This is a genomic window from Anaeromicropila herbilytica (genome assembly GCF_016591975.1).
GTDB classification, from domain to species: Bacteria; Bacillota; Clostridia; order Lachnospirales; family Lachnospiraceae; genus Anaeromicropila; species Anaeromicropila herbilytica.
Window position 1 is genome coordinate 1,114,649 of the sequence record NZ_AP024169.1, and the last position, 17,852, is coordinate 1,132,500.

The 17,852-nt window shown below is 31.9% G+C and carries 17 protein-coding genes and 1 riboswitch (1 of these 18 cut by a window edge); all 17 genes read left to right on the forward strand.

Annotation, left to right across the window (positions count from 1 at the left end; all coding sequences use genetic code 11):
- The first annotated feature begins 184 nt into the window (after window positions 1–184).
- Window positions 185–2,758 carry a preprotein translocase subunit SecA gene (gene secA, locus bsdtb5_RS04805; RefSeq protein ID WP_271714924.1) on the forward strand — a complete coding sequence of 858 codons (2,574 nt, stop codon included), beginning with the start codon at window positions 185–187 and terminating at the stop codon, window positions 2,756–2,758.
- 24 nt (window positions 2,759–2,782) lie between these two features.
- Window positions 2,783–3,905, forward strand: a protein-coding gene (gene prfB / locus bsdtb5_RS04810; protein ID WP_271714925.1) for a peptide chain release factor 2 whose coding sequence is annotated in 2 segments (ribosomal slippage) — window positions 2,783–2,857 and window positions 2,859–3,905 — 1,122 coding nt in all. Because the reading frame shifts where the segments join, the coding sequence is not laid out codon by codon here.
- A 33-nt stretch (window positions 3,906–3,938) separates the two neighbouring features.
- Window positions 3,939–4,412: a chemotaxis protein CheW gene (locus bsdtb5_RS04815; RefSeq protein WP_271714926.1), complete on the forward strand. Its 474-nt coding sequence runs from the start codon at window positions 3,939–3,941 to the stop codon at window positions 4,410–4,412.
- 201 nt (window positions 4,413–4,613) lie between these two features.
- The gene (locus bsdtb5_RS04820) at window positions 4,614–5,057 is read left to right on the forward strand and encodes an ACT domain-containing protein (RefSeq protein WP_271714927.1); all 444 of its coding nucleotides are present in this window, start codon (window positions 4,614–4,616) and stop codon (window positions 5,055–5,057) included.
- 4 nt (window positions 5,058–5,061) lie between these two features.
- The gene (locus tag bsdtb5_RS04825) at window positions 5,062–6,270 is read left to right on the forward strand and encodes a homoserine dehydrogenase (protein ID WP_271714928.1); all 1,209 of its coding nucleotides are present in this window, start codon (window positions 5,062–5,064) and stop codon (window positions 6,268–6,270) included.
- A 16-nt stretch (window positions 6,271–6,286) separates the two neighbouring features.
- A complete protein-coding gene (locus bsdtb5_RS04830; protein ID WP_271714929.1) occupies window positions 6,287–7,498 on the forward strand; it encodes a cofactor-independent phosphoglycerate mutase in 1,212 nt (403 codons plus the stop codon).
- An 18-nt stretch (window positions 7,499–7,516) separates the two neighbouring features.
- The gene (locus bsdtb5_RS04835) at window positions 7,517–8,725 is read left to right on the forward strand and encodes an aspartate kinase (protein ID WP_271714930.1); all 1,209 of its coding nucleotides are present in this window, start codon (window positions 7,517–7,519) and stop codon (window positions 8,723–8,725) included.
- A gap of 422 nt (window positions 8,726–9,147) precedes the next feature.
- A complete protein-coding gene (locus bsdtb5_RS04840) occupies window positions 9,148–9,540 on the forward strand; it encodes a hypothetical protein (protein ID WP_271714931.1) in 393 nt (130 codons plus the stop codon).
- A 91-nt stretch (window positions 9,541–9,631) separates the two neighbouring features.
- Window positions 9,632–11,779, forward strand: a complete 2,148-nt coding sequence (locus bsdtb5_RS04845; RefSeq protein WP_271714932.1) for a Tex family protein — start codon at window positions 9,632–9,634, stop codon at window positions 11,777–11,779.
- Between the two features lie 163 nt (window positions 11,780–11,942).
- A riboswitch (FMN riboswitch) is annotated at window positions 11,943–12,063 on the forward strand.
- A 137-nt stretch (window positions 12,064–12,200) separates the two neighbouring features.
- Window positions 12,201–12,842, forward strand: coding sequence for an ECF transporter S component (locus bsdtb5_RS04850; RefSeq protein WP_271714933.1), 642 nt, complete (start codon window positions 12,201–12,203; stop codon window positions 12,840–12,842).
- 271 nt (window positions 12,843–13,113) lie between these two features.
- Window positions 13,114–13,548: a tRNA (adenosine(37)-N6)-threonylcarbamoyltransferase complex ATPase subunit type 1 TsaE gene (tsaE, locus tag bsdtb5_RS04855; protein WP_271714934.1), complete on the forward strand. Its 435-nt coding sequence runs from the start codon at window positions 13,114–13,116 to the stop codon at window positions 13,546–13,548.
- Window positions 13,545–14,258, forward strand: coding sequence for a tRNA (adenosine(37)-N6)-threonylcarbamoyltransferase complex dimerization subunit type 1 TsaB (gene tsaB, locus bsdtb5_RS04860; protein WP_271714935.1), 714 nt, complete (start codon window positions 13,545–13,547; stop codon window positions 14,256–14,258). Before tsaE ends, tsaB begins: the two co-directional genes overlap by 4 nt.
- Before the next feature lie 146 nt (window positions 14,259–14,404).
- Window positions 14,405–14,839 (forward strand): ribosomal protein S18-alanine N-acetyltransferase, encoded by a 435-nt coding sequence (gene rimI / locus bsdtb5_RS04865; RefSeq protein WP_271714936.1) that lies wholly within the window; start codon window positions 14,405–14,407, stop codon window positions 14,837–14,839.
- A 161-nt stretch (window positions 14,840–15,000) separates the two neighbouring features.
- Complete coding sequence (locus tag bsdtb5_RS04870) at window positions 15,001–15,249, forward strand: hypothetical protein (RefSeq protein ID WP_271714937.1); 249 nt, start codon at window positions 15,001–15,003, stop codon at window positions 15,247–15,249.
- 204 nt (window positions 15,250–15,453) lie between these two features.
- A complete protein-coding gene (locus bsdtb5_RS04875) occupies window positions 15,454–16,365 on the forward strand; it encodes a ribonuclease Z (RefSeq protein WP_271714938.1) in 912 nt (303 codons plus the stop codon).
- Between the two features lie 55 nt (window positions 16,366–16,420).
- Window positions 16,421–17,443, forward strand: coding sequence for a tRNA (adenosine(37)-N6)-threonylcarbamoyltransferase complex transferase subunit TsaD (gene tsaD, locus bsdtb5_RS04880; RefSeq protein ID WP_408628619.1), 1,023 nt, complete (start codon window positions 16,421–16,423; stop codon window positions 17,441–17,443).
- A 6-nt stretch (window positions 17,444–17,449) separates the two neighbouring features.
- Window positions 17,450–17,852: the 5' portion of a 2-C-methyl-D-erythritol 4-phosphate cytidylyltransferase gene (ispD, locus tag bsdtb5_RS04885; RefSeq protein ID WP_271714939.1), read on the forward strand. Its footprint extends 299 nt past the window's final position; only the first 403 of its 702 coding nucleotides appear in the window; its start codon is at window positions 17,450–17,452; the stop codon falls past the right edge of the window.

The window sequence follows — 17,852 nt, forward strand, 5'->3', positions numbered from 1 at the left end:
AAAAGTGCTCTTTTAATTTGTGAAAATAGGGTTACAATTCATTACAAAAAATTATGTTGAATAGTCTTGTTTAAAATGTTACAATATAAATTATTGGTTTACAGTTGATATAAGCAATTAGATGTATACTAATTGTAAATATAAAATGAATAATAAATGTAGAAGATAACAGGAGTGAAATAGAATGGGATTCATGCAGAAAATATTTGGCACTCATAGTGAAAGAGAATTAAAGCTTATTTACCCAATCGTAGATAAGATCGAAGCACTTGAGCCAGAGATGGAAAAACTATCTGACGAACAATTACGCAACAAAACTGAAGAATTTAAAAATCGTTTAAAGAATGGAGAAACTTTAGATGATTTATTAGTTGAGGCATATGCTGCAGTAAGAGAAGCTTCAAAGAGAGCTATTGGACAAAGACACTATAGAGTACAGTTAATTGGTGGTGTTATTCTTCATCAAGGTAGAATAACAGAGATGCGTACTGGTGAAGGTAAGACTTTAGTTTCAACACTACCTGCGTATCTTAACGCACTTGAAGGAAAAGGTGTTCACATTGTAACAGTAAATGACTACTTAGCAAAACGTGATGCTGAATGGATGGGACAAGTACATGAATTTTTAGGATTAAAAGTTGGTGTAGTACTTAACTCCATGGAAAATGATGAGAGAAGAGAAGCATATGCTTGTGATATCACTTATGCAACGAACAATGAATTAGGGTTTGATTACTTAAGAGATAACATGGTTATCTATAAAGAACAATTAGTAATGAGAGATTTACACTATGCAATCATCGATGAGGTTGACTCTGTATTAATTGATGAAGCTAGAACACCTCTTATTATTTCTGGTCAAAGTGGTAAATCAACAAAATTATATGAGGCTTGTGATATATTAGCAAGACAAATGGAACGTGGAACAGCTAGTACTGAGATATCTAAGATGGCTGCTTTAATGAAAGAAGAAGTTGAAGAAGATGGCGATTTCTTAGTAAATGAAAAAGATAAAATTGTTAACTTAACAGCAGAAGGTATTAAAAAGGTAGAAAATTTCTTTAAATTAGAAAACTTCGCTGATCCTGAAAACTTAGAAATACAACATAACATTATCTTAGCATTACGTGCACATAACCTTATGTTCCGTGATAAAGATTATGTAGTTAAAGAAGATGAAGTTTTAATCGTAGATGAGTTTACTGGACGTATTATGCCAGGTAGACGTTATTCTGATGGTTTGCATCAAGCAATTGAAGCAAAAGAAAAAGTTAAAGTTAAGAGAGAAAGTAAAACTCTTGCTACAATTACATTCCAGAATTTCTTTAACAAATATGTTAAGAAGTCAGGTATGACTGGTACTGCATTAACAGAAGAAAAAGAATTCAGAGATATTTATGGTATGGACGTTATTGAAGTTCCTACTAATAGAGATATTCAAAGAGTTGATCAACAAGATGCAGTATATAAGACAAAGAAAGAAAAATTAAATGCAGTTGTGAAAGAAATTGCAGAAGCTAATCAAAAGGGTCAACCAGTACTTGTTGGTACAATTACAATTGAAGCATCAGAAGAGATTAGTGAATTATTAAAGAAAAAAGGAGTTAAGCATAAAGTACTGAATGCAAAATTCCATGAGTTAGAAGCTGAAATTATAGCAGATGCAGGTCAATATGGGGCAGTTACAATTGCAACAAATATGGCCGGTCGTGGTACTGATATTAAACTTGGTGAAGGCGTAACAGAACTAGGCGGACTTAAGATTATTGGTACAGAAAGACATGAATCAAGACGTATTGATAATCAGTTAAGAGGTCGTGCTGGTCGTCAAGGTGATCCAGGTGAATCTAAATTCTTTATTTCACTTGAAGATGACTTAATGAGATTATTCGGTTCTGAAAAGCTTATGAGTATGTTCAATACAATTGGATTACCAGAAGGCGAACAACTTGAACATAAGATGCTAAGTAATGCAATTGAAAAAGCTCAGAAGAAGATTGAAGGAAATAACTTTGGTATCAGAAAGAATCTTCTTGAATATGACCAAGTTATGAATGATCAACGTGAGATTATTTACAAAGAAAGAAGAAGAGTTCTTGATGGCGAAAGCATGAGAGATTCTATTTATAAGATGATCACTGATACAGTAGAGAAAGCAGTAAATACATCTATAAGTGATGATCAATTACCAGAAAATTGGGATATTGAAGAATTAAAATCATTACTTCTTCCTACTATTCCTTATGAAGATATCACGTTAAGTGAAGATGATATTAAGCACATTAAGAAAAATGAATTCTTACAAAGCTTAAAGGAAGAAGCAGTTAAATTATATGAAGCGAAAGAAGCTGAATTCCCAGAAGCAGAACATTTAAGAGAATTAGAACGTGTTATTCTATTAAAAGTTATTGATAGAAAATGGATGGATCATATCGATGATATGGATCAATTACGCCAAGGTATAGGTCTTCAAGCATATGGACAAAGAGATCCTCTTGTTGAATACAAATTCATGGGATTTGAAATGTTTGATGAGATGACTACATCAATTAGTGAAGATACAGTGAAAGCTTTATTACATGTTAGAATTGAACAAAATGTTGAAAGAGAACAAGTAGCTAAAGTAACAGGTACAAATAAAGATGATTCAGTAGCAAATGCTCCTGTAAAACGTGTTGGTAAGAAAGTACAACCAAATGATCCATGTCCTTGTGGAAGTGGTAAAAAGTATAAATATTGCTGTGGTAAAAATTATTAGAATTTGATAAAGAGGTGATTTTAGGTGGTTGAATTAGATCAATTTAAATATACGTTGGGAACCTATGAAAAACCATTAAAAGAAGTGGGGGATTCACTTTGACCTTGCAAATAAAAAGGCAAGAGTCATTGAAATAGAAAATCTTATGGAAGCACCAGATTTTTGGGATTCCATGGAGAAATCTCAGGCGTATATGAAAGAATTGAAAAATCTAAAAGATGTCATAGAAAGATATCATAGATTAGAACAAGAGTATGAAGATGTACAAATATTGATTCAGATGGGTTACGAAGAAAATGATGAATCTTTAATTTCTGAAATTGAAGAAGCATTGGAAGCATTTACAGAGGACCTTGATGATTTAAGAATAAGTACATTATTATCAGATGAATATGATAGAGATAATGCTATCTTGACGTTACATGCTGGTGCTGGAGGGACAGAAAGTTGCGATTGGGCAAGTATGTTGTTCAGAATGTATCAGAAATGGGCAGATAAGAAGGGGTTTTCAACTGAGATATTGGATTATCTAGATGGTGAAGAGGCAGGTATTAAATCAGTTACTTTACAAGTGAATGGTGAAAATGCTTTTGGATATCTTAAATCGGAAAGAGGAGTACACCGTCTAGTTAGAATTTCACCTTTTAATGCAGCTGGTAAAAGACAGACATCTTTTGTATCTTGTGATGTAATGCCTGATATTGAAGAAGATTTAGATATTGAAGTGAATGACGATGATATTCGAATTGATACTTACAGATCCAGTGGCGCTGGTGGGCAACATGTTAATAAGACTTCATCAGCTATTAGAATTACTCATTTACCTTCTGGGATTGTAGTACAATGTCAGAACGAAAGATCTCAATTGCAGAATAAAGATAAAGCAATGAAGATGCTAAAAGCGAAATTATTTTTACTTAAAAAGCAAGAAAATCAGATGAAAGAATCAGATATTCGTGGTGAAATTAAAGAAATTGGATGGGGAAGCCAGATAAGATCTTATGTTATGCAACCATACACTATGGTGAAAGATCATAGAACTAATGAGGAAGTTGGTAATGTTGCTAATGTATTAGATGGTGGAATTGATGTATTTATTAATGCTTATTTAAAATGGGTAAGCATTAAGAATAATCCATCCGTTTAGAAGCAATACCAAGTAATATGCAGGAGGGATAATATGAACGAAACAAAGCAAGTAATATTTAAGTTAGATGATGAGGAATATGGTCTTGATATTATGAATGTCAATGCGATTGAAAAATATACGAATATAGTTCGTGTACCTAACGCATCAAAATTCATTCAAGGAATTATTAATCTTAGAGGTGATGTAATACCAGTTTATAGTTTGAGAACGAAATTTGGATTACAATCTAAGAAAACTAACGAAGATACAAAACTTATCATTACGAAATCAAATGAGATGTTAATTGCGTTTGAAGTTGATTCGGTAGCTGAAATATTAGAGATCGAAAACGAAAATATATCCGCAGCTCCAAGTATTGTTAAAAGTGTTGATACTGCTTATATTGATAAAGTAGCTAATCTAGAAGGACGAATGATTATTTTACTTGATTTGGGTAGAATTTTAAGTGATTCTGAAAAAGATAGTATTGAAAAAATGTTAGAAATGAATCAACCTGCTAATTAACATAAAATCAGCAAAATTATCAAATAATAAAATTAATGTTTTAGAATAAAGTGTAGTATGTTTAGATATTATCTAAATACATACTACACTTTTATTTTGTTATTTTTTTTCTAAAACGGTTGCAAAGCATAATAATCTATGTTAATATCTTTCTAGGAAAAACAAGTGTATTTCCTATACACACACAAGAGGGATGATAAGATGGATGAAGTAGATAAGTATTTCCTTGTAAATAAAAAAGCAGTTCCAGAGGTTCTTCTAAAAGTTGTCGAAGCAAAACGTCTATTAGATTCTGAGAAAGTTCTTACTGTGCAAGAAGCCACAGACTCTGTAGGAATAAGTAGAAGTTCGTTTTATAAGTATAAAGATGACATTTTTCCTTTTCACGATAATACAAGAGGTAAAACAATTACATTTATGCTTCAGATGGATGATGAACCAGGGCTATTATCGCGTGTTCTCAATGAAGTGGCAGTGAATGGTGCAAATATTTTGACGATTCATCAAAGTATACCCGTTAATGGAATTGCATCCATAACACTTAGTGTTGAAATATTACCATCAACGGTTAGCATTTCGACCATGATAGAAGCAATTGAAGTATTAAAAGGAATCCATTATTTAAAAATATTAGCTAGGGAGTGACATTATGTTGAATATTGCAGTTTTAGGGTATGGTACAGTTGGTTCTGGTATTGTAGAGGTTTTAAATACAAATCAAGATAGCATTAATAAAAGAGCGGGTAAAGAAATTAATATCAAATATGTCTTAGACCTTAGAGAATTTAAAGGTGATCCTATCGAAGACAAAATTGTTCATGATTATAGCATCATTGCGAATGACCCAGAGGTCAAGATTGTAGTCGAAGTAATGGGTGGTGTTCATCCAGCTTATGAATTTGTGAAGGAAGCTTTAGAAAAAGGAAAAAGTGTATGTACTTCCAATAAAGAGTTAGTTGCGAAACATGGAGCTGAACTACTTCGAATCTCCAAAGAAAAAAATGTAAACTTTCTATTCGAAGCAAGTGTTGGTGGAGGAATTCCAATCATTCGTCCATTGAATCAATCGCTTACTGCGGATGAAATAGAAGAAATATCAGGTATATTAAATGGGACAACGAATTATATCTTATCAAAGATGACGATAGAGGGTTCTGATTATGAAACAGTTTTAAAAGAAGCACAGGTTCTTGGATATGCAGAGCGTAATCCGGCAGCTGACGTGGAAGGACATGACGCATGTCGAAAAATAGCTATATTAACTTCCTTAGCTTATGGTATGCAAGTGGATTTTGAGGATATCTATACAGAAGGAATTACAAATATAACGGATATTGATATTAACTATGCCAAATCTATTGGAGCAAATATAAAAATGCTTGGAACAAGTAAGAAAAAAGATGGAAAAGTATATGCTATGGTGGCACCAATGCTTATTAATGATTTAAATCCATTATATACAGTTAACAATGTATTTAATGCCATTTTTGTAAAAGGAAATGTCTTAGGAAATGTAATGTTTTATGGAAGTGGTGCAGGTAAGCTTCCAACAGCGAGTGCGGTTGTATCAGATATTGTAGACGCTGCAAAGCATGGTAATACACATATCATGACAATTTGGAGTAGTAGAAAACTTGAACTTGGTGATGTGAATGAATCAAAGTATCGATATTTTGTTCGTGTACCAAGTGAAGTGAAGATAGAGGATGTCAATAAACTATTTGGAGATGTTGAAATAATTAAACTTGACCAATACAGTAACGAATATGGATTCATAACTTCTGAAATTATGGAAAGAGAATACAAAGAGAAATCATCTAATCTTTCAATAAAGAATATGATTCGTGTAGCATTCTAGAAAGGACAGGAATAATATGAAGTATATCATTGTTTTAGGCGATGGAATGGCAGATGAGCCTATTGCCGAATTGGAAAATAAGACACCTCTTGAATATGCCAATACACCTACCATGGACCATTTAGCTAAAAAGTCTGAGATTGGATTAGTACAAACGATTCCAGAAGGAATGAAACCTGGTAGTGATACAGCAAACTTATCGGTGTTAGGATACTATCCAAAAGAATATTATACAGGACGTTCCCCATTAGAAGCATTAAGTATTGGTGTAGATATGAAGGAATCAGATGTTGCACTTCGATGTAATCTGGTTACTTTGTCCGATGATGAAAAGCCATACCATGATAAAACAATTATTGATCATAGTTCAAGTGAAATATCTACAGACGATGCTAAAGTTCTTATTGGTGCGTTGCAGGAAGTTCTTGAGTGTGAAGAATTTAAATATTATGTGGGTACTAGTTATCGCCATCTTACAATCTGGGATAAAGGGCAAGTGATTGATCTAGCTCAACCACATGATATCCTTGGAAGAAAGATAAAGGATTATTTACCGAAGGAAGCTAAGATAAGAGAAATGATGGAAAAAAGTTATGAAATATTAAATAACCATCCTTTAAATATCGAAAGAGCGAAAAAAGGACTTAATAAAGCAAATTCAGCATGGTTCTGGGGAGCTGGAACTAGACCAAATTTGGATTCATTTGAAGAAAAAAATAGGAAAAAAGGTGCTATGATATCAGCTGTAGATTTATTAAAAGGAATTGCAGTAGGTGCTAATATGAAAGTTATTGAAGTACCTGGAGCAGACGGAACGCTCCATACGAATTATGAAGGCAAAGCAAAAGCAGCAGTAAAAGTTTTATTGGATGATGACTATGATTTTGTATATGTTCATGTAGAAGCACCAGATGAGATGGGGCATCAAGGAAGCGTATCTAATAAAGTAAAGTCTATTGAATATTTGGATTCCCGAGTAATAAAAGTGATAAAAGAAGAACTCGATCAAAATGGGATAGACTACCGAATGCTAGTATTACCTGATCATCCAACACCAATATGTGTAAGAACGCACACTAGTGATCCCGTGCCATATATGCTGTATGATAGTACAAATTTATTGAATAATGAATGGAATTATGATGAATTACATGCTAAGAAGAGTAATAATTATATTGCAGATGGTTATCGCATAATTAATAAACTATTTCAGGCAGAAAACGAATAAGTATATTAGGAGGCAGCTATGTTAATAGTTAAGAAATTCGGTGGGACATCAGTAGCCGATAAAGAAAGAATATTTAATGTTGCACGAAGATGTATTGAAGATTATAAAAAAGGAAATCAAGTAGTCGTAGTTTTATCAGCGATGGGTAAACAAACAGATATCCTATTAGAACAAGCAAGAGAGATTAATCCAAATGCATCAAAAAGAGAAATAGATATGCTCTTAACTACAGGCGAGCAGATTTCTGTTGCATTAATGGCTATGGCTATGGGTGCTTTAGGAGTTCCTGCAATCTCATTAAATGCATTTCAAGTTGCAATGCATACAACCAGTGTTTATGGTAATTCAAGACTAAAGAGAATTGATGTAGATAGAATACAAAGCGAACTTGCTAATAATAAAATTGTTATTATAACTGGATTCCAAGGAATCAATCAATTAGATGATTATACAACGCTGGGGCGTGGGGGATCGGATACAACAGCAGTAGCCCTTGCAGCAGCATTACACGCTGATGCATGTGAAATCTATACAGATGTTGACGGTGTTTATACTGCTGATCCACGTATCGTTAAGAGTGCTAGAAAAATTGATGAGATCACATATGATGAGATGCTAGAACTTGCAACTTTAGGTGCAGGTGTGCTTCATAATCGTTCCGTAGAAATGGCTAAAAAATATGGAGTTCAATTAGTGGTTCGTTCCAGTCTCAATACATCAGAAGGAACAGTAGTTAAGGAGGAAGTAAAAATGGAAAAAATGCTTGTAAGTGGCGTTGCATCAGATAAAAATACAGCTCGAATTGCGGTAATAGGATTAGAAGATCAGCCAGGAGTAGCATTTAAATTGTTCAATCATCTTGCAAAATATAATATCAATGTTGATATTATTTTACAATCCGTAGGGCGTGATGGTACAAAGGATATTAGTTTTACAGTAAATGAAGATAATGCTGATGAAGCAGTAGAAATAATCAAAAGACATTCAAATAGTATAAAATATCAAAAGCTTGACATTGAAAAATCAGTATCTAAAGTATCTATCGTGGGTGCTGGAATGATGTCTAATGCAGGAGTAGCTGCAAAAATGTTCGAAGCTCTTTATGATGTAGGAGTAAATATTAAGATGATATCAACTTCTGAAATCAGAGTAACAGTATTAATTGACGAAGTTCATACAGAAAAAGCCATGAATGCAGTACATGAAGCTTTTTGTTTAGCAGAGTAATATAATTTATTGTACAATTAAGAGTAAAGTATTACATAAATGTAGTAGAATGCTTTATAATTAAAAATGTAGTGCTTAAATGTTATACAAAGAAGATAAGAATATGAACTAAATATAAAAGGGTTAAGTTGAGCATTTTATTAAAACAACTTAGTCCTTTTTGTTATATACTTTAAAGAGTTATAATAAATTTTATAAAATATTTTGAAGAAATTAATAATAAATAAGAAATAGAATATTGTAATTTGAAAATCTTTCAGTTACGATATAATAATATTTATTAATAGCAAGACAATATAGCATAAAAGATAATACTAGAGTTAATGATTGAAAACTATATTGTTAATAATGTATAAATTGATTTATAATTAACAAAGTAAAATTAACGCGTTACATTTTTATGATTTGAAAGGAGAGATGTTATGAATTGGTTACGTAGATTAATGTATGGAAAGTATGGATCAGATCAATTAAGTATTGCTTTATTAGTAGTTGCGGTTTTAATATCAATAGTATCTCCATTTTTAAAGATGAATTGGTTAACACTTATTTCAACATTACTTATTATTCTATGTTATGTTAGAATGTTTTCTAAGAATTTTGGAAAAAGGCGTGAAGAAAATGAGAGATTTCTAAGAATTTATCAGCCTATTAAATTTAAAGTTCAAAGATTATTGAATAGGCAAAAAGATCAAAAAGTTTATAAATATTTTAAATGCCCTAAATGTTCGAAAACGATAAGGATTCCAAGAGGTAAAGGTAAAATAGCAATTACTTGTCCAATGTGTAGAGAAGAGTTTGTACGTAAATCTTAAGGATTATTACAAAAAGTTGATTTAAGCTATTATCTTTGTTAAGATGGATATAATGTTTGACAAAGATTATTATTTTAAGGAGCATACTAACATGGATATTATAAAACAATTAGAAGAAGAACTTGAAGTAAAGAAGTGGCAAGTAGAAGCAGCAGTAAAGCTTATTGATGAAGGTAATACAATTCCATTTATAGCAAGATATCGTAAAGAAGTAACTGGGTCTTTAAATGATGAGATACTAAGAACATTACATGAACGATTAGTATATTTAAGAAATCTTGAAGATAAGAAAAATCAAGTTCTTACAAGTATAGAAGAACAAGGCAAGTTAACAGAAGAGTTAAGAACTCAAATTCTAAATGCTACTACATTAGTCGTAGTTGAAGATTTGTATAGGCCATATCGACCTAAGAGAAGAACAAGAGCAACTATTGCCAAAGAAAAGGGATTAGATGCATTAGCTAATATTATTTTATTACAAAAGACTAATCAATCCATAGAAAAAGAGGCAGAAGCATTCATATCAGAAGAAAAAGAAGTAAACACTGCCCAAGATGCTATACAAGGAGCTATGGATATTATTGCTGAAAGTATATCAGATGAACCTGATTATAGAATCTATATTCGAAAAATTACATTAGCAGAAGGAAAAATCATATCTAATGCGAAAGACGAGAAACAAGAATCTGTATTTGAGATGTACTATAACTTTGAAGAAAATATATCAAAAGTTGCAGGACATAGAGTACTAGCGTTAAACCGAGGAGAAAATGAAAAAATATTAACAGTTAAGATTACAGCACCAGAAGATAGAATTCTTAATTATTTATCTACAAAAATAATCATTAATGACAATCAATATACAAATCAGATATTAAAGAATACAATTGATGATAGTTATAAACGATTAATTGCACCAGCGATTGAGCGTGAGATAAGAAATGAATTAACAGAAAAAGCAGAAGATGGAGCAATCAAGATATTTGGTAAAAACTTAGAGCAACTTCTAATGCAACCCCCTATCGCGGGTCAAGTAGTATTAGGATGGGATCCAGCCTTCCGTACAGGGTGTAAACTAGCAGTTGTTGATTCTACTGGTAAAGTATTGGACACTATTGTAATATATCCAACTGCTCCTCAGAACAAAGTGGAAGAAGCAAAGAAGGTTGTGAAGGCACTAATTGATAAATATAATATCACGTTAATATCTGTAGGAAATGGAACTGCCTCAAGAGAATCTGAGATGGTTATAGTAGAATTATTAAAAGAAATGAATAAACCAGTTCAATATATAATTGTAAATGAAGCGGGTGCTTCAGTGTATTCTGCAAGTAAGTTAGCAACAGAAGAGTTCCCTAATTTTGATGTAGGACAAAGAAGTGCAGCCTCAATTGCTAGACGTTTACAAGACCCATTAGCGGAGCTTGTTAAGATTGATCCAAAATCTATCGGTGTTGGTCAGTATCAACATGATATGAATCAGAAGAAATTAAGTGAAGCATTATCTGGTGTTGTTGAAGGATGTGTAAATAAAGTTGGAGTAGATCTTAATACAGCATCAGCCTCTCTATTAGAATATATATCAGGAATCAGTAAAGTTATAGCAAAAAATATAGTTAGTTATCGAGAAGAAAATGGTAAATTCACAGAGAGAAAGCAATTACTTAAAGTAACAAAATTAGGTCCAAAAGCATATGAACAATGTGCTGGTTTTATGCGAATTAATGATGGAGGCAACCCCTTAGATGCAACAAGTGTACATCCAGAATCTTATGAAGCTGCAACTTTATTATTAGATCGTTTAGGATATGGTGTAAGAGATATCAAAGAAGGTAATCTCTCTGACTTGGGTAAAAAAGTAGCCAATAGAGTGGAGTTATCTAAAGAACTAGGAATTGGAGAAATTACTTTAGAGGATATTATAAAAGAACTTGAGAAACCAGGACGAGATCCAAGGGATGAGATGCCAAAACCAATTCTTAGAACAGATGTATTGGACATGAAAGATCTTAAAGAAGGTATGATTCTTAAAGGAACAGTTCGTAATGTAATTGACTTTGGTGCATTTGTAGATATTGGAGTTCATCAAGATGGACTAGTTCATATATCCCAGCTTACGAACAAAAAATTTGTAAAACATCCACTTGATGTAGTTAGTGTCGGAGATATAGTTGAAGTTAAAGTAATGAGCGTGGATGTTCAGAAAAAGAGAATACAATTAACTATGATTCTTGAATAAGTGTATAAAATTATCAATTTGGTTTTGAATAGTAAGAAAAGAGTTATAGTATGTAATAAATACCATGTTTGAAATTATGAACACTACAACAGTTTACATTATATAGTGATTGACACAATGTGAGTTGAGTGATAGAATTAAGTGAAACATAAAATTGAATAAGGAAGTTCTTCGGGGCAGGGTGAAATTCCCGACCGACGGTTATAGTCCGTGACCTGCTAAGGCAGCTGAATTGGTGAAATTCCAATACCGACAGTATATAGTCTGGATGAGAGAAGATAAGCTTTTTAAAGATATGATTTATCCGTATTGATAGGATATTATCAATATTGATTAATGAAACCTCGAATATTACACATTCGAGGTTTTTTTGCGAAAAGCGAAGACCAAGAATTTTCCTTCTAAAAAGGAGAGAAAAAGTATGTCAACATTAACAGGAACACATGGTAGCCCAAAAACAGGTGGAAGATTCAGCGCTAGAGTACTAACGGTAACAGGGATGTTTTCAGCAATTGCAATTGTGCTTATGTTGTTTGAGATTCCATTATGGTTTGCACCTAATTTCTATAAGATTGATTTTAGTGAAGTACCAGTTTTAATTGGTGCATTTACCTTTGGTCCAATAGTAGGAGTAACCATTGAATTAATTAAGATCTTAGTAAACTTATTAATAAACGGAACTACAACAGCGGGCATTGGAGAATTAGCTAATTTTCTAATTGGAAGTGCTCTTGTCATTCCAAGTGCTATAATCTATCAGAAAAAGAAAAACCTAAAAGGTGCTACTATAGGGTTAATAGTAGGAACAGTAATGCTAATTATTGTAGGAAGCTTATTAAATGCATATGTATTACTACCAGCATATTCAAAAGCTTTTCATATGCCAATTGACGCATTGGTTGGAATGGGTACAGCGGTTAATCCATCAATCAACAGCTTATCTACTTTTATTTTATTAGCAGTAGCTCCATTTAACTTAATCAAAGGTGTTATTGTTTCAATTATAACAATTTTACTTTATAAAAAGATTGGTATTATCATAAATCAAGATTCTAATATATAGTAAAAAGAGCATTGTATATCTGGCATGAATATGGCCATATATTGCAATGCTCTTTTTACTTATTGTTTTTTATAATGAATCTGATATAATTATTTATGGTTAATAAAAGAAATTAGGTAAAAAATAATATTTTATTGAAATTTGGTAATCAAAGATAATTGTTTGATTTTTAAAGATAGAATAAATCTTTGAAATATTATAAATGACACATATTTAATAAAATTAATTACAGTTAAACTGTAATATGAATAGGAGCAAAAGAAAATTTATTATGGTGATAGAAACTTTTTGTGTAGAGGAAACCTATCAGTTGGGACAAAGAATGGGAAGAGAAGCAAAGTCCGGAGAGGTATATTGCTTATTGGGTGATTTAGGAGTTGGAAAAACCGCGTTTACTCAAGGCTTTGCAGATGGTTTATCGATAACAGAGCCAATTAGTAGCCCTACCTTTACTATTATACAGGAATATGAAGAAGGAAGAATACCATTTTATCATTTTGATGTATATCGTATTAGTGATATAGATGAAATGGATGAGATAGGATATGAAGATTACTTCTATGGTCAGGGAGTTTGCTTAATTGAATGGGCAAATCTAATAGAAGAGATTTTACCAGAAGATATAAAAGTTATAACAATAGAAAAAAATCTTGAAAAGGGATTTGATTATAGAAGAATCACAGTAAGGGAAGGAATATTATTATGAAGATTTTAGCATTAGATACATCTGGATTAGTAGCATCTGTTGCTATTATAGATGAAGATACTTTAACAGCAGAGTATACAATAAATTATAAAAAGACACATTCACAAACATTATTACCAATGATTGATGAAATTGTGAAAATGATTCAATTGGATTTAAAAGAAATAGATGCAATAGCAGTTTCAGGTGGCCCTGGATCATTTACAGGATTAAGAATTGGTTCTGCAACAGCAAAAGGACTAGGTTTAGCATTAGATAAGCCAATTATTCATATACCAACAGTGGATGGACTAGCTTACAATTTATTTGGTGTGAAAGATTTGATATGTCCTTTAATGGATGCTAAAAGAAATCAGGTATATACAGGGTTATACGAGTTTAATGAGAATACGTTCATTACGTTAGAACAGCAGATGGCAGTGGGAATAGAGGACATTATTACTAAGATTAATGAAATGAATCGAAGTGTGATATTTCTAGGAGATGGTGTAACGCCTTATAGAGATATCATAATTGACAAGATTAGAGTTCCATACCAATTTGCTCCCGCTCACCTATCAAAACAAAGAGCTGGAGCCGTAGCCTCATTAGCTAAAATTTATTATGATAAAGGACAAATAGAGTCTGCATTAAGTCATCAACCTGAATATTTAAGATTATCACAAGCAGAACGAGAATTAAAAGAAAAAAATGAGAAAAGTAACAAATAAGAAAGAGAATAAGTATATAAAGAAAAATAATAAATAAGTATAAATATAATAAGTAAAAACATAAAAATGAGAAATAAATAATAAGAATATCAAAACGAAAAACAGATAAGTAAATCATTATAGAAGTATAACAGGAGGAGAATAGAGTGATAGTTCGTAAAATGAAATTGGAAGACATAGAAAAAGTATGCGAAATAGAGAATATATTATTTTCTTCTCCTTGGAAATCACATGATTTTGAGTCATCTAGTGTTGATAATAATAATATTTATTTAGTAGTTGTAGAACATGATGAAATAATTGCATATTGTGGACTTTGGGGTGTAGCTGGGGAAGGCCAGATTAATAACGTAGCAGTTAAAAAAGAATATCAAAATAAAAAAATTGGATTTTTAATGATTTCAGAATTAATTGAAAGAGGAAAAGGGAAAAATCTAACAGCATTTACACTTGAAGTAAGAGTCAGTAACGAAAGAGCAATTCGGTTATATCATCGATTAGGTTTTAAAGATGCAGGTATAAGAAAAAACTTCTATGATAAACCAAAGGAAGATGCATTAATCATGTGGCTACATATGTGATGAATTAATTACCACTATTCAATTAAAGTTAAGACTACTATAATGAAAATGTAGTTATTAGGTATTGTAAGAGGAGATTGAAAAACTTGATATCTTTAGTTTTGATAAACTCTTTAAAGACCTCTTATATAAGTGCACAACTGCACAGATGGGAGTGAATTATGGGAAAGATGAGAAAAGTACCTTTGAATAATGATACCATAAAGCGATGTAACGTTTGTGGTAAACAATTGTTATACGAAAATGGTATTATAAAAGAAGGTGCATTTGATGCAACGATAGATTGGGGATACTTTTCTAATAAAGACTTAGAGATTCATAATTTTATTATCTGTGAAGAATGCTATGGTAATATGATTAAAAATTTTAAAATCCCAATTACGATAACTAATAAATACGAAGTTCTTTAATATAAGACAAGAGATTAATCATGTAGTATTTTAATGATGATCTATTGTAAAAGCCAGAAGGTTAATTTTAAGCTTCTGGCTTTTCCTATTTTTAAGAAAAAACGATATATTTGATTATAATAATAAATTATGGTAAGATTATTAAGAAAAATGAAGTGTATAGAATCGACAATTAAGGATTCTTTGAATAAGTGAGGAGAATAGATGTTAGATGTATGTTTATTAGGAACAAGTGGAATGATGCCATTGCCAAATCGTTGGTTAACGGCGTTAATGACTAGGTTTAATGGTAGTAGTTTATTAATAGATTGTGGAGAAGGAACTCAAATAGCAATAAGAGAAAAGGGCTGGAGTTTTCATTCAATTGATATAATATGTTTTACTCATTATCATGGAGATCATATAAGTGGTCTTCCAGGACTATTATTATCTATGGGAAATGCGGATCGAATAAAGCCAGTTACTTTAATTGGTCCAAAGGGATTAGAGAGGGTCGTAAATGCTTTGCGAGTTATTGCACCTGAATTACCGTTTGAATTAAAGTTTATTGAGATAACTAGTCAAAAGGAAGTTCTGGAGATTAATGGGTATATGATTGAGGCATTTCGAGTTAGTCACAATGTAACATGTTACGGCTATAATATTATAATTAATCGTGCGGGAAAATTTATTATGGAGAAAGCTTCTATAAATGAAGTACCAAAGGAATACTGGAATCGATTACAAAAGGGAGAAGTAATTGAGAATGATAATAAGGTATTTACTCCTGATATGGTCTTAGGACCAGAAAGAAAAGGAATTAAGTTAACATATTGCACAGATTCGAGACCAATTCCTTTTATTGGGGAAAATGCGAAAGACGCAGACTTGTTTATTTGTGAAGGAATGTATGGGGAAAAGGGAATGGAAGAAAAGGCCAAAGATCATAAACACATGACATTTTATGAAGCGGCTAAATTAGCAAAAGAAGCCGAGGTAAATGAATTATGGCTCACTCATTTTAGTCCATCTCTAGTGCGTCCAGAAGATTATATAGAGGATACAAAAGAAATATTTGCGAATGCAAAAGTAGGTAAAGATAAAAAATCCATCACATTAGATTTTGAGAAAGAATAATAATTAAGATAGAATAAGTGACAAAACATATATGGAGAAAGGCATGATTATGGAAATGAATAAGGATATTAAAATACTAGCAATTGAGTCTTCATGTGATGAGACAGCAGCATCAGTAGTTAAAAACGGACGAGAGGTACTTTCCAATGTAATATCTTCTCAAATTGCTCTTCATACATTATATGGTGGTGTAGTTCCAGAAATAGCATCAAGAAAACATATTGAAAAGATAAATCAAGTAATTGAAGAAGCACTTAAAGAAGCAAATACTACGTTAGAAGATATAGATGCCATCGGTGTAACTTATGGGCCTGGCCTTGTAGGAGCATTATTAGTAGGAGTAGCAGAAGCGAAAGCGATTAGTTATGCAACAAATAAACCATTAGTAGGGGTACATCATATAGAAGGCCATGTTTCAGCAAATTACATTGAAAATAAAGAATTAGAACCCCCATTTTTATGCTTAATTGTATCAGGAGGACATACTCATTTAGTACTTGTCAAGGAATATGGAGAATATGAAATTATTGGTCGAACTAGAGATGATGCAGCAGGTGAAGCGTTTGATAAAGTAGCTAGAGCAATTGGATTGGGTTATCCAGGTGGACCCAAAATTGATAAAGTATCAAAAGAAGGAAATAAGCATGCAATAGAGTTCCCAAGAGCCAATATAGATGATGCACCATATGATTTTAGTTTTAGTGGAGTAAAGTCTGCAGTATTAAATCATATCAATTCATGTAAAATGAAAGAGGAAGAAATACAAGTAGCTGATGTGGCTGCTTCTTTTCAAAATGCTGTTGTAGATGTATTAGTAACAAGAACAATAAAGGCAGCAAAAGAATTTGGAATGCATAAAGTATGTATAGCAGGAGGTGTAGCTTCAAATTCTGCTCTTAGACAAGCAATGAAAGAAGCATGCACCAAAGAAGAAATTTCTCTCTTTTATCCATCTCCAATCTTTTGTACTGACAATGCAGCAATGATTGGTGCAGCAGCTTATTATGAATATAAAAAAGGTACAAGACATGGACTTGACCTTAATGCAGTTCCTAATTTAAAAATAGGCCAAAGGTAAGATAATATGACAAAGCAAAAGAATGTCGCAATCATATTGGCAGCAGGTCAAGGAAAAAGAATGAACACCAAAATGCCGAAGCAGTATTTATTATTAGAGCAAAAGCCAATATTGTACTATACAATTAAAAATTTCCAAGAGAACTCTCTAATTGATGAAATTATTTTAGTGACAGAAGAAAAATATATAGAATATTGTAATTTAGAATTGAAAGAAAAATATAAATTTAATAAAATTACGAGCATTATTCCAGGAGGAAAGGAAAGGTATGAATCTGTATACAATGCATTGAAAATGATAGATGATGCAGGGTGTGTCTTAATACATGATGGAGCAAGACCGTTTATTAGTACTGAAGTAATCAATAAATTACTTGTAGCAGTTAATGAATATAAAGCATGCGTTGTGG

Bases quoted from the DNA above. Each gene is read 5' to 3' on its own strand.
- bsdtb5_RS04870 (WP_271714937.1), top strand. From the start codon at position 15,001: ATGGGAAAGATGAGAAAAGTACCTTTGAATAATGATACCATAAAGCGA.
- bsdtb5_RS04845 (WP_271714932.1), top strand. From the start codon at position 9,632: ATGGATATTATAAAACAATTAGAAGAAGAACTTGAAGTAAAGAAGTGG.
- bsdtb5_RS04815 (WP_271714926.1), top strand. From the start codon at position 3,939: ATGAACGAAACAAAGCAAGTAATATTTAAGTTAGATGATGAGGAATAT.
- secA (WP_271714924.1), top strand. From the start codon at position 185: ATGGGATTCATGCAGAAAATATTTGGCACTCATAGTGAAAGAGAATTA.
- bsdtb5_RS04840 (WP_271714931.1), top strand. From the start codon at position 9,148: ATGAATTGGTTACGTAGATTAATGTATGGAAAGTATGGATCAGATCAA.
- tsaD (WP_408628619.1), top strand. From the start codon at position 16,421: ATGAATAAGGATATTAAAATACTAGCAATTGAGTCTTCATGTGATGAG.
- tsaE (WP_271714934.1), top strand. From the start codon at position 13,114: ATGGTGATAGAAACTTTTTGTGTAGAGGAAACCTATCAGTTGGGACAA.
- bsdtb5_RS04875 (WP_271714938.1), top strand. From the start codon at position 15,454: ATGTTAGATGTATGTTTATTAGGAACAAGTGGAATGATGCCATTGCCA.
- tsaB (WP_271714935.1), top strand. From the start codon at position 13,545: ATGAAGATTTTAGCATTAGATACATCTGGATTAGTAGCATCTGTTGCT.
- bsdtb5_RS04825 (WP_271714928.1), top strand. From the start codon at position 5,062: ATGTTGAATATTGCAGTTTTAGGGTATGGTACAGTTGGTTCTGGTATT.
- bsdtb5_RS04835 (WP_271714930.1), top strand. From the start codon at position 7,517: ATGTTAATAGTTAAGAAATTCGGTGGGACATCAGTAGCCGATAAAGAA.
- bsdtb5_RS04820 (WP_271714927.1), top strand. From the start codon at position 4,614: ATGGATGAAGTAGATAAGTATTTCCTTGTAAATAAAAAAGCAGTTCCA.
- bsdtb5_RS04830 (WP_271714929.1), top strand. From the start codon at position 6,287: ATGAAGTATATCATTGTTTTAGGCGATGGAATGGCAGATGAGCCTATT.
- bsdtb5_RS04850 (WP_271714933.1), top strand. From the start codon at position 12,201: ATGTCAACATTAACAGGAACACATGGTAGCCCAAAAACAGGTGGAAGA.